Below are 12748 nucleotides of genomic sequence, written 5' to 3'. Positions count from 1 at the left end.
AGGCCGACATGGAAAGAGCAATTATTCATTTACCAGAAGTTTTATTGAGCGTAGGCTTAATTGTATTAATGCTCAAAATTCATCTGACACAACGTTCTACATCAACCTTCGCAGAAGTTGTTGATTTTGAACAATCCGAGAATGCGCTCGTGGGCTTTGGTGATTACGCAGGACGCGTGCAGGTAGTGAACAATCCAAAAGTTGTCTTCTCTGACCACAATGGCAGGCAGCACAGCGCCAGGCTCGATACCGGAGAGCAGAATATTCACGCCGAAATCGGGGACCAAGTATCTGTCCTATACGACCGAACAAATCCTGGTAAAGCGATGCTCAAGAACTATTCCCTCATCTTCAAAACACCAGCTGTAATGGTTTCCGTAGGAGTTCTTTGCGTACTGGTTAAATACACTGCTTAACCACAACCAAAGCTTGGCCCAGTAGTCTTTTTTTCCCAAGCTTTGGGATACTTCCCAAGAATGGCCCCTATCCTCAGCAAGCAGGAAAGGGGCCATTTCCGTTTCCCCCCGTTACCCTGTCGTGCTAAACCTATCTTTCTTTGCCTGACCTGCAACTTCGAAACCTGAACTACCAGAGCACCCCAGGGTTGTCCCTGTTTGCACAACCTCACCTTGCAGCAAGCCAGATCAGCCATCCGGGTTTATACTCCTTTTTGCCTCAATCTCCCGTACTCCCACAGCTTCACCCGCCGCCTGCCTCCAGTCCCGTCACTGTCTGGTACGCGTATGCACTTCAAACCACAACCTGTACCGTAACCCAGTTCTCATCCAACCCCTTCCACACAACTTACAGATCAGCCCACTCACAAAACAGCCCTTTTGCCAGACAGTATCCCTTCCGGCATAAACTGTTTTTCAAAGCGAACCGCATTCGACCACTGCCCATCATCACACAAAGCATCCCCCTCATTTAGTGTTATATTCTGGGCAGTTACGTATCAATATATCACGCAACCACCACCATCTGTTTCCCATTGCCATCTGCCGCGAACCTGCCACCTTAAGACTTGAACGTGAACCCTGGTTTCCTGGTCTGACCAGTCTTGCGGAAGGTTTTTTCTTCGTTCTTTTTTTACTGCAATAGCCGGAGGGCCCTTTAGGTAAGTTTCTTCGTGATATTTTTAGTTTACCTCACCGGATAAGCTTTATGGTTCCCCTTAAATTACACAGGCCATAAAGCCCATAGTCAGACCACCGATTCATTTCTGCTTGCACATTGCAATATTTGATGTTAATCACAGCTGCATGCTCAGGAGCAAACCAGGATAGACCGCATCAAACACCACCATAACAACCTTACAACAGGGCGTTAATTATCGTGAAAATGCATTTTTCGAGAGCATTGGCGCGTTAGGCTTTCGAAGCCACAGAGGTGTAACGTTTTGCTTCGGCTCAATGTAACAGAAACCATGTTTGCACGCCGGGAGAGAGTAGGTCTTGCCAGATGAATTCTCCCCTTCCGGAATCAATGTGACTGGAAAAAACCCAGAAAAGACAAAACTGCGTCATAGTTGTACCCCCCACCCGCAACTGCTGGCCACACTTTAAGCAGACTTGTACAAGTCACTGATGAAAACCGCCGTGCGCATTCAGGCTCGTTCCAACTCCCGTCGATGATGGAACGTATCCAATACCAATGCAAATCGGGAATCATGCGAAATGCCTTTCCTCGGTTTTATACGACATTGGCCCAAAGGTACTCCTGTCGCTCATAACCAGTTGAAAGCAACATACACACCATCAATCTCAGGGTATTGGGGAGAATTATGACATTACTTCAACTCTTTGCTGCATTAACTCCAGTAATCGCAGTATTCTTATTTCTCATTATTTTACGCATTCCTGCGACTCGGGCAATGCCCATCAGCCTGCTGCTTACCGCAGTAATGGCAGTCTTTGTCTGGAAGGTAACGCCCATTCAGGTGGCCGCCTCGATTCTTCAGGGATGGGCCATCTCACTAACCATTCTTTGGATTGTCTTCGGCGCCCTGCTCCTCTTGAACACCCTTAAGGTAAGTGGCGCAATTTCAGTTATTCGAGATGGATTTTCTCAAATAACAACTGATCGTCGTATCCAGGTCGTCATTATCGGCTGGTTATTCGTGTCTTTCCTTGAAGGTGCAGCTGGTTTCGGCACTCCAGCCGCAATTGTTGCTCCTCTCCTTGTTGCACTCGGTTTCCCTGCACTCGCCGCTGTTGTACTGGCGCTTATTGCTGATAGTGCCGCAGTATCTACCGGGGCCGTTGGCACACCGATCCTCGTGGGTATTGGCCAGGGTGTACAGGGGATTTCCTCGGCAGACTTGCTGACTGTTACTGTTAAAACCATTACTCTCGATGTAATGGTAGCAACCTTCATCCCATTGATTATGGTTGCCATTCTTACCCGCTTCTTCGGTAAGAATAAGTCCTGGACCGAAGGCCTCGGTGCCTGGAAATTCGCCTTACTGGGCGGTATTTCGTTCACCGGTTCCGCCTATCTCACCGCTCGTTTTCTCGGACCTGAATTCCCTTCTATACTTGGTGCACTCATCGCTCTTGGTATCTGTATCAGTGCTGCCCGATCAGGCGTCCTCATGCCAAAGACAACCTGGCTTTTCGAAAACGATTCCCAGGCAGAGAGCATGAAAGCCAAAGAAGGTTGTCAAGAAAAGTCCATGCCTCTCTGGCTTGCCTGGACTCCGTACATTCTCGTGGTTTGTTTTCTGGTTCTCACCAGACTTGACTTTCTCCCTTTCAAAGCATGGATGGTTGCTGCCCAGGTCAGCTGGAATAACATTCTCTCCACCTCTGTTTCAGTAACTGCACACACCCTGTACCTGCCAGGCACCATATTCGTATTCGTGGTAATCCTCACCGCGTTTCTCCACAAGAAGGAACCACGCAAGATCAAGACCGCCTGGATGACATCCATCAAGGCACTCGGACCTTCTATTATCGCGCTCGGTGCATCAGTACCAATGGTCCGTATCTTCCTGCACTCCGATGTGAACACTGCTGCTCTTGCGAGTATGCCGATCGAACTTGGTCAACTCGCTGCCGCAACCTTCTCAGGTTTCTGGCCAATTTTCGCCCCGCTGGTCGGTTGCCTCGGCTCCTTTATTGCGGGTAGTGCGACGTTTTCCAACATGATGTTTGGCAATCTGCAATACGCCACCGCAGACACAGTAGGCTTCTCCCAGACCACAACACTCGCCCTTCAGGCTATTGGTGCCAATGCTGGTAATATGATATGCGTGCTCAATGTTGTTGCAGCCGCCTCTGTTGTTGGCATGGTAGGAAAGGAAGGACAGATAATTCGTTTCACCTTACTGCCGGCTCTATTCTACTGCTTCGTAGCAGGTTTCATCGCTTTCCTTGGCTTTGCTTAATGATTGAATAATCCGTTCAACATCAGTCCTTGAAAAAAGGCAGCTTCCGCCCGTTGAAGCTGCCTTTTTTTTTAATATTTTCCAGAATCAGCACTTGTAATCCCAGGCGGATTAAAAGTTCCATCCAATCACGCTCTCTTGAATCACCGCTTCTAATCTGCAGTGACACTATTTTCTCTTCGCCATTGTATTGCTCAGCAAAGGCAATACCGGCCTGCTGTCATGCATATCCTTCCAACCAGAATTCTCTTTCTTCGATCGCCCCCGACAACAGTGATCGCAGCTGATTCTTTTATAATTCTGATTACCCCCCAATTTTCAGTTCGAAAACGTGACGTGATAGACGTAGAGGGGAGACGCGACCGATTAGCAGGTGACCAATCCCTGGAATAATTCAGCGATAGGCTTATGGAGAAGTGTTTCTTTGCTTTAAGTTGATACTCCTATCGTCTTTCTCCCCACGCCTTGAAGCTGAGTCTTAGTGGTAAGCAGCGTCTCGCCCGGCTTGCCAGGTTAAATTTGGCGACTATCAGAATTGTCATAAAAAGAGCCCAATACAATTTTGCTAGTTGGAAGATTTAAAATTATTCAAATCTCATGGTCAAAAAAGGCACCTGTTCCACACCACCTGACACCAAAACCAGCTTCCCAACATCCTGCCCTCCATGTTGTGCAAGACCTGGCACAACAACTTTCATATAACTATAATACAGACCTTAAGGACTTTCGCTTTAAACCTTTCGCGGTTTCACTTATCGCTCCATTTCTTTTCATCTGAAGATTTTCGACAAGCTTTTTATCTATTCTCTTGTATAATTGCGCAAAAGGGGAGATGTAGGATACCATTCATTACCAGTTTTACGTTTTCATCTCTTTCGCATATTAACTATAAAAAAACCAGCACGTTAACTGAATTCACAGGACATCTAAAATGAACTCACCAGAGAGAGCATGCCAGCCTCTTTCAGTTTCCCGGACCGTTGAAACTGAAGTGCTCATAATTGGCGGTGGTGCTACCGGAACGGGGATCATGCGTGATCTTGCTCTGCGATCTATCCAGTCCCACCTCATTGATAAACAAGATCTCTGCGCCGGTGCATCCGGTGGTAACCATGGCCTCCTGCATTCGGGCGCTCGCTATGTTTTCAGTGATCCCCACTCTGCAATTGAATGTCGCGAGGAGGCAGATCTCCTCAAACGCCTCGCTCCCCAATGCGTAGAAGAAACCGGCGGCCTTTTTGTTGCCGTTGCCGGAGATGATGAAAAGTACGCCGCCAAATTTCCGGAACTCTGTAAAGCCGCTGGAATCACCTGCAAGGAACTGACCGTCGACGAAGCTCTCCAGCTTGAGCCGCACCTGTCCGGAGACACCATAAAAGCGTTCGAGGTTCCAGATGCAACTGTCGATCCATTTCGCCTCGCTTTAGAAAATGTCAACCACGCTCATGAACTGGGCGGGTCCGTCTACCACTCTCACACCGGAGTTGTCGACTTTGAAATAGAAAATGGAACAATCAAGGCTGCAATCTGTAAAAATTACCATAGCGGTGAGCTGCTGAAAATCGTTGCCAAGCAATATGTAAACGCAGGCGGTGCCTGGGCCATGAACATTGCCAAAATGGCTGGATGCAATGATGTAAGCCTTCTCTATTCCAAAGGAACTCTGCTCATCACCAATGACCGTTTAACCAAAAGGGTCATCAATCGTCTTCGCCCACCTGCTGATGGTGATATTCTTGTCCCCGGCGGTACTGTTTCAGTTCTTGGCACCACCTCCCTGCGAACCGATACTCCCGAAAACTCCCGGCCGACCATAGACGAGGTCAATAAAAACGTTGCCGAGGGCTCAGCCATGATTCCGGCATTGAGCAATGCCCGCTATATCAGGGCATTTGCCCGGGTCCGCCCCTTGGTACAGGAAGGTGATGACAACAATGACCGAAGCGTTACCCGATCATTTTCCTTAAAAAATCACGAAGACCAGAATCTTTCGAATTTTTGCACAATCACTGGAGGTAAACTCACCACCTTCAGACTGATGGCGGAAAAAACCGCAGACCTTGTGGCGCAACGACTCGGCAATACCAACCCTTGCCTTACCAGGGTCACCCCTATGCCGGCTGGCACCTCATGCAAATGGACAGAGCCCGGTGCTTCCCCTAAATACTGGTATGAAGCCAATAACCCCGATGACATGATTCTCTGCGAGTGTGAGATGGTGCCGCAGTCTGCCATCGATCAGATTGTGCAGTGCGCTCCCGGTGCTGAAAAAGAGATGACCCTTGAAGCCATCGCCCTTCGATCAAGGGCGGGCAAAGGGCCGTGTCAGGGTTCATTCTGCGGCATTCGCATAGGTTCATATCTGTACGACAGAGGGTATTACACAGACCAGACTGGCCTGAACCACATGCGCGACTTCTTCAGCGAACGGTTTAAAGGTATGCGCACAGTGATCTGGGGCCAGCAGGCTGCCCAGATGGAACTCGCGGAAGCCCTGCACTGCGGCTTACTGGGCCTTGACTGCTTAGATGAAGATGTGAATGCAGCGGCAGATAACACTATCGCCCCAACCAGCACAGGAAAAACCAAATGATTGAGGATAAACGACTATTCACCACGGAGTTTGCGGTCATCGGCTCAGGCCTTACCGGTATGGCTGCCGCTATTTTTGCCATTAACCGCGGCATCTCCACTTCTCTTGCGGGGAACACCGGTGCTATCGCTTATACCACGGGCTATCTCGATCTGCTGGGTAAGGCTGATAGCAACTCACCGCTCTCCAACGACCCCTGGCATGCTCTTGCCAGCCTGCGGTCAAGTCAACCGCGCCACCCTTTGAGCAGGGTTTCCGATGAGGAAATACGCGCCGGCTTTGACGAGTTCACCGCCTTTATAGGCAGTTGCGGAATCAAATACGGCACACCACAGGAACGCAATGTGATGGCACTGACTCCTGCGGGAACGAGCAAACCGACCTTCAGCGTCCCGGCCACAATGCAGGCTGGGGTAGAGGCTTTTGCCGCTAAAAGCAAATGCACTATAGTTGACTTCAAAGGCTTACGCGGTTTCAGTGCCAGACAGTGCGTCGCCAATCTGCAAAAGGAATGGCCTTTGTTAAAGGCTCGTCGGGTCACCTTTCCCAATATGGAGCACGGCGAGATCTATGCTGAGGTTATGGCCCGCGCTCTTGAAGTGCCTGCCAATAGGGAGGCTCTGGCAGAAGAGATCAAAAAGGTCGCCGGGGACAGTGAGGTCATCGGCATGCCTGCGGTACTCGGCATGCACAAACCCGATCAGGTCATGGCCGATCTTGCCAGACTCATAGGTGTGCCGATCTTCGAAATTCCGACTATGCCACCCTCTGTTCCAGGCATTCGTCTGCGGGAAATGTTCGAACAGGTATTTCCCGAAAAAGGGCTCACACTGGTACCCCAGCAGAAAGTCACCAACGTAGAATTCGGCCGGGATGGAATTACACTCTCGCTGCGTGATAATTTCGGTCCCATCGACATAGTTGCCAAGACGGTATTGCTGGCCACCGGTCGCTTTTTAAGCGGTGGTCTCCAGGCCCACCATGATGGTATCACCGAGCCTCTGCTTGGACTTCATGTCAACCAACCGGAAAACCGCGACGACTGGTACAGCCACAACTACCTGGACAAGGCCGGGCATTCCATTCATCTCTCAGGAATTGAAGTGGATGACCAGTTCCACCCTATCGATGCCGATGGGAAAGTTATCGACCAGCGGCTCTTTGCGGCCGGCGTAATTCTTGCCCATCAAGATTGGATTCGTGGCCGTTGCGGTGCAGGCGTTGCCCTGGCAACCGCCTACAGAGCAGTCAATGAAGCGCATAAACTCCTCAAAGCAGCATGAGTAGAGTAAGGCCTTATAGCGATACATTTCGCAGCCAAAGGAATGAATATGTCTGATGCAATAACACCCACTATAAATTTTAAGGAAAAGGCAATCGAACTTCTGCCCGAGGGAGCCAGCTTTGACGCCTGCCTTACCTGCGGCCTCTGCTCATCCGGCTGTCCGGCTTCGGGGATTGAGAACATGGACCCTCGCAAGTTCATCCGCATGGCGATGCTCGGCATGAACAAAGAGCTTTCCACCACCCCGTGGGTCTGGACATGTACCCAGTGCAAGAGGTGCCAACATGTCTGTCCGATGAACATCGATATTTCCCAACTGGTTTTTCTCGCCCGTGGCAACTGGCCAAAAGAGAAAAAACCGAACGGCATCGTGCGTTCATGCGAGCTGACCCGCTCAACCGATTCCACGAGCGCCATGGGTCTGCCGCCTGATGATTTTGTTTTCGTAGTCAACGACGTACTTGAGGAAGTTCGCGAGCAGCAACCCCAATTCAAAGACATGGTTGCCCCGATCGATAAAAAAGGAGCACATTTTTTCGTTAACCAGAACTCAAGGGAGCCGATGAGCGAACCCGATGAGATGGTGCCGCTCTGGAAAATCTTTCACCTGGTCGGAGCCGACTGGACCTACGCCTCCAAAGGCTGGGCTGCGGAAAATTTCTGTATGTTTTCCGGTGATGAAGAGGCATGGTACGACGTCATCAAAACCCGCGTCGATGCCACCAACGAGTTAGAGTGCGCGGTCTGGCTCAACACCGAGTGCGGACACTCCTATTACACCATGTGGAACGCGGTGAACCGCTTCGGCATGGAAGCCAACTTCCGGGTTGAGAGTCTGGTGAGCTACTACGCGAAATGGATACGCGAAGGAAAACTGCCGGTCAACGCAGACTGGAACACCAACAGTATCAAGTTTACAGTGCAGGACCCCTGCCAGATCGTGCGAAAAGCCTACGGGGACTCTATCGCCGATGATCTACGTTTTGTCGCCAAAAAGCTGGTCGGTGAAGAGAACTTTATCGACATGCAGCCGAACCGTAGCGCAAACTACTGCTGTGGCGGTGGCGGTGGCTTCCTGCAGGCTGGCATGACCGAGCATCGACGCACCTACGGCAAGCGGAAGTTTGACCAGATAATGGCTACCCAGGCGGATTACGTACTCACCCCCTGCCACAACTGCCACTCCCAGATGGAAGACATCGGCCATCATTATGGCGGGGCGTATAACGTGGTCCACTTCTGGACCCTTATCTGTCTCTCTTTGGGAATTCTTGGCGAAAACGAAAGGACCTATCTTGGGCCGGACCTGGCTGACATCGGTCTTTAGTCTTTAAGCAACCGGCAGCAGAAGGTACGAGCCCCCACGGTCCACTCTTTCTGCTGTCAGGAGATTCCCCACAGGCTGCCTCTCACCTGAGCCGGAATCTACCAGCTCGTAAAGAGGACTCAGCAGATCGACCGTTGCGGTCATCTGCTGTTGTCGTTTATCGGCGGGCAGCAGATGCGGGTGCAGTGAAAGATACAGTGCTGGTTTCTGTTGCTGCAGGTAACTCTTCATAGCAGGAAGAAGGGTAAACTCGCCTCCCTCTACATCCATCTTTATGCTCGTAAAAACCGGGCGTCCAACGAGCTCCAGCCATTGCTGCCAGGCTATCACCACCACCTCCATACCTGCCTTGCCGTCCGGGTAGAGCAGGCTGGTCATGGAGTCCCCTCGCTTACCACGGGGGCTGGCCATCCGGCTTATGCTGCTTTTATCGGCAACCGCCATATTAAAAGGGATAACGTTGTCCAGCTTATTGAGTTTCAGGTTGGCGAGCAGGTACATATAGGCGACTTTATCCGGTTCGAAACAAAATACCTTTTTCGAACAGTGGGCCGCATGCAGCACCGTCGGCCCTATCCAGGCACCGACATCAAGATGGATCCCACCTGGCGCCAGGATCGAATCGAGCACCGTAAAGGTTTGCGGCTCCCAGCTGCCATTATCAACCTTGGACCAGAAGCTGATGTGATCAGGATCGCATCGCAACTGTCGGCCTGCGACCCGGGCAGGGTACCAGCCGCGCACCCGGCACCATGCTTCCTGAAGCCGTTCCCATGGTGTCATCAATCGCGCCTTTTTAGTTTTTGTGACACTCTCTTCGAAAGCCACTTCCAGGGAATCAGCATGGAAACCTCCTGTTGATATTGTCGGTACTTTTCCCCAAACTCCGCAACCAGCCGCCTCTCCTCGATGAAGGCGCCGATCAGCAAATAACAGGAGAGAATCACCGCGGCGAGAATGGTTGCCTCGTGATACACCGGCCAGGACCACAAAAAAAGCAGAGATCCGAGGTACCAGGGATGACGTATCACGCCATGCACACCGTCCCTGGAAAATTCAACCACATCCCTTTTCCCGGCAGCCGTCTTTCTACCGTACACCATGTCATGGAGATTATATTGCCTGGATCCGCACCAAAAGAGCCCGAGCGCACCGATTGCCAACCCAAGCTCCAGCAAATGCCAGAGACCGCGCCAAACCAGAACCACCTCACCTCGAACCATAACTGTCAGCACGACCAGGGGAAGCAAACTCAGGCAGGCTGCAATGGTATAGAACAGGCGATACCTGAAACCGGAAAAGCCCATCCTTACGAAAAACTTCTCCGTATTATCCTGGACTGATCGGTTAATCAGCAGGCTATGCATACAACACCAGGCAGCCCAGGCAATTCCAAGATAGAACAGGAAATCAGGTTTCATTACAAATCGACTTGAGCTCCAGCTGAAGTTCGGGGATCACCTACCTGCGGATATATCAGTTTATCGACAGCAAACCCCAATTCTTTCGCCTTGGCGATCAGACGTTGCTCCACCGCCTCATCCAGTTCCGGATCTCTGGCCAGAATCCAGAGATATTTTCGGTTCGCCCCGCAAACCAGAGCATACTCATACCCTTGATCAAGTTCCATAATCACATAGGTACCGTAAAATGGCCGGAAAAAGCTTACCTTCAAGTAACCTTCCCGGGGTGAGCGCACAAAGTACGCCCTGCCCACAGCTTCTTTCCAACTTCCGCTCTCAGCCTGATAGCCCCTGTTAACAACCTTGACGCCCCCGTCATCACGTATACTGTACTCGGTCATTACCCTGGTCAGTCCCCGTTCAAATGAGTGATCCAGCCGGGCAACCTCATACCACCTGCCAAGATACCTGTTCAGCTCAAAATCCTGAACAGGCTCAATTCCCTTGGGTAATCCGGCGCAACCTGTCAGAACAGTGAGAGACAACGAACAAAGTAACAGTCGCAACCTGTCATGAATCCCCCCCATCGCACCTCCTTGAACCTGTTTTGAAGGTCAGGCAAATTTACTTCTTCAAAGCAAAGCCACCAATCGTCAATGCTTCCCGACACCTGAAAACGTGCATGCTTCGATATGAGCTGTATTCACACCGACAAATGCGCCCTGCACCGGGATGTTTTTCTGTTTCCAGCCCTGGCCAGCCCTGTGGACTTCAGTAATCGTAGGGTTGGTCAGTGGAATATAGCGATGCTTGGTCTTACTCCTGAAACGACCGTGGCTGAGACCGGAGATATAGAAAAACGAATCCCCCTGCATATGCGTAATGATATAAACTTTTGAAATTTTCTCACCATTTCTCGCGCTCAGAGCTTCTGCCCGGATTTTCTCACTGCTGTCTCCACATCCCAGTTCATCATCGAAAAAAAACAGAATATCGGCCAGCCTGATCTGGATTCGGTCCAGTTCGAGCAAAGGGGTATCGCTATCCAGGGTCACCGTCGCACTGTTTAACAATAATGCATCATCAAACCCCTTTTCAGAGGGATCTTTCCAATACCCACTGGTACTGTTAAAAATATCTATGGTTCGAAGCGTCTCGTTAGGGACGTCGATATAACCACTATACACCTTATCCGGTACATGAATCGTAACATCTCTGCGATTTGTTTCCATAACGTCCTCCCATTCTCCTGCAACTCCAGCACGCCTGGTATACCAGCTCTCCCCCATGCGCCCCCACATTGTGGTATGCCAATAATGTAATCACTTGAAATTGAAAGAGAATAGTGACGCTTCCTTTTTTTCAACCCTGATTAGGTACGAAAAAAAGGTGAAACCAAATTGAGGTAGAAAAAACAAGGCCCCCGGAAGATCTGCTCATCTCCGGAGGCTCTGATTTTTTATCATCATTCAGGGAAAAGAGAATTTACGCTATAAAAACAGAAGCCTTAAGCTACCAGTTTTCGCCGAGCAACTCAAAATGGGCCTTGGCATGAGCACAGGCCGGACAAATCTCCGGAGCTTCATGGTCGTCGTGCAGGTAGCCGCAGTTACGGCATCTCCAAACCACTTTTTCATCACGCTTGAAAACACAGCCTTTCTCGATGTTGCCGAGCAGGTCCTTGAAACGCTTCTCATGCTGCGCCTCGGCATTGGCAATTGCCATAAAGATATCGGCGATATTGGCAAACCCTTCCTCCCGGGCAACCTCGGCAAACTCCGGATACATCACAGTATGCTCGTGGTTCTCCCCCGTTGCCGCCTCTTTAAGATTCTCCGCGGTAGTACCGACAACACCTGCAGGAAACGAAGCGGATACCTCAACATCCCCACCTTCAAGCAACTTGAACAGGCGTTTGGCGTGCTCCTTTTCCTGGTTGGCTGTCTCTTCGAAGATGGACTGAATCTGTACATATCCATCTTTTTTGGCCTGGGATGCATAGTAGGTGTAGCGATTGCGAGCCTGTGATTCGCCGCAGAAAGCGGTAAGTATATTCTTTTCGGTCTGAGTTCCTTTCAAACTAGCCATGATCTCTTTCCTCTTTTTTTTAGGGTTTTACTGTTGTAATCAGGCAGTAAATTTTTCGCCATATTAGCATACAAGCACAAGAATACACCACACTAAAAAACGAAAGAGCTCGAGACACTGCAATCACAGACCCTTCAGCATTTGCCCTATAGCAACTAGTTAGCGACTATAGAAAAAGGCTGAATTTTGTTTCAACCCCCAAATGTCATGCAACAGGGCTGTACTCACCCAGCCAGCATTACCAGGGCCAACAGTAGTACCCTAGTCCAATCGTTGACATTGTTAGATATAATTAATTTGCTGGATGCACGCGACAGACTTTGAGCCCCAAAAAGATATACCGAGCACATAAATAGAACGCAACCATCAAGACATGACCCCAAGTGATATGGCAGCAGCTTCCAACCAACTGGCGGGAACAGCAATAATAGTTTATGGCACTGCTCCTGGATATATACACTTGCAGATAGCATCTTCCATCAGATTGTTGAAAGTCAGGGTAATCTTTCAGCTAAAAATTGAATTAACAAGATAAACCTGCTCCCTTTCCATATAAATCACCGCCACATCAAAGTGTTGCGGAAATTCCCCCACAGCAGAAGCAAACCTTTGTTGACAATGGACCTGCCTTTTGGCCCCTCTCAAAATATTTCGATCCAAAAAG

10 protein-coding genes are annotated in these 12748 nt (G+C 50.1%); 5 read left to right on the top strand and 5 right to left on the bottom strand.

What is annotated here, in order from left to right:
• Window positions 1-8: 8 nt before the first annotated feature.
• The 5 genes from ACN5NT_RS18135 to ACN5NT_RS18115 all read left to right on the top strand — a co-directional run bounded on the left by ACN5NT_RS18135 (window position 9) and on the right by ACN5NT_RS18115 (window position 8593).
• Window positions 9-416, top strand: coding sequence for a hypothetical protein (locus tag ACN5NT_RS18135; protein WP_419176371.1), 408 nt, complete (start codon window positions 9-11; stop codon window positions 414-416).
• Between the two features lie 1367 nt (window positions 417-1783).
• Complete coding sequence (locus ACN5NT_RS18130; protein WP_419176370.1) at window positions 1784-3388, top strand: L-lactate permease; 1605 nt, start codon at window positions 1784-1786, stop codon at window positions 3386-3388.
• 931 nt (window positions 3389-4319) lie between these two features.
• Entirely contained in the window at window positions 4320-5981 is a 1662-nt protein-coding gene (gene glpA / locus ACN5NT_RS18125; RefSeq protein ID WP_419176369.1) for an anaerobic glycerol-3-phosphate dehydrogenase subunit A, read from the top strand.
• Window positions 5978-7264, top strand: a complete 1287-nt coding sequence (gene glpB, locus ACN5NT_RS18120; protein ID WP_419176368.1) for a glycerol-3-phosphate dehydrogenase subunit GlpB — start codon at window positions 5978-5980, stop codon at window positions 7262-7264. The genes glpA and glpB overlap by 4 nt, the downstream gene beginning before the upstream one ends.
• Before the next feature lie 48 nt (window positions 7265-7312).
• Window positions 7313-8593: a (Fe-S)-binding protein gene (locus ACN5NT_RS18115; RefSeq protein WP_419176367.1), complete on the top strand. Its 1281-nt coding sequence runs from the start codon at window positions 7313-7315 to the stop codon at window positions 8591-8593.
• A gap of 3 nt (window positions 8594-8596) precedes the next feature.
• Here ACN5NT_RS18115 and ACN5NT_RS18110 read toward each other — a convergent pair whose 3' ends face one another.
• The 5 genes from ACN5NT_RS18110 to rbr form a co-directional block, all read right to left on the bottom strand.
• Window positions 8597-9376, bottom strand: coding sequence for an FkbM family methyltransferase (locus ACN5NT_RS18110; RefSeq protein WP_419176366.1), 780 nt, complete (start codon window positions 9374-9376; stop codon window positions 8597-8599).
• A complete protein-coding gene (locus tag ACN5NT_RS18105; RefSeq protein WP_419176365.1) occupies window positions 9376-10014 on the bottom strand; it encodes a methyltransferase family protein in 639 nt (212 codons plus the stop codon). The genes ACN5NT_RS18110 and ACN5NT_RS18105 overlap by 1 nt, the downstream gene beginning before the upstream one ends.
• A complete protein-coding gene (locus ACN5NT_RS18100; RefSeq protein WP_419176465.1) occupies window positions 10014-10562 on the bottom strand; it encodes a lipocalin family protein in 549 nt (182 codons plus the stop codon). Before ACN5NT_RS18100 ends, ACN5NT_RS18105 begins: the two co-directional genes overlap by 1 nt.
• Window positions 10563-10649: 87 nt before the next feature.
• Window positions 10650-11228, bottom strand: a complete 579-nt coding sequence (locus ACN5NT_RS18095; protein ID WP_136799146.1) for a hypothetical protein — start codon at window positions 11226-11228, stop codon at window positions 10650-10652.
• 280 nt (window positions 11229-11508) lie between these two features.
• Window positions 11509-12084 (bottom strand): rubrerythrin, encoded by a 576-nt coding sequence (gene rbr, locus ACN5NT_RS18090; RefSeq protein ID WP_136799145.1) that lies wholly within the window; start codon window positions 12082-12084, stop codon window positions 11509-11511.
• Window positions 12085-12748: the final 664 nt, after the last annotated feature.

The sequence above is a fragment of the Desulfosediminicola sp. genome, from assembly GCF_048381775.1.
GTDB lineage: Bacteria > Desulfobacterota > Desulfobulbia > Desulfobulbales > Desulfocapsaceae > Desulfopila > Desulfopila ganghwensis.
The sequence above is the reverse complement of the archived record's forward strand: the minus strand, read 5'-3'. Positions and strand labels throughout refer to the sequence as shown.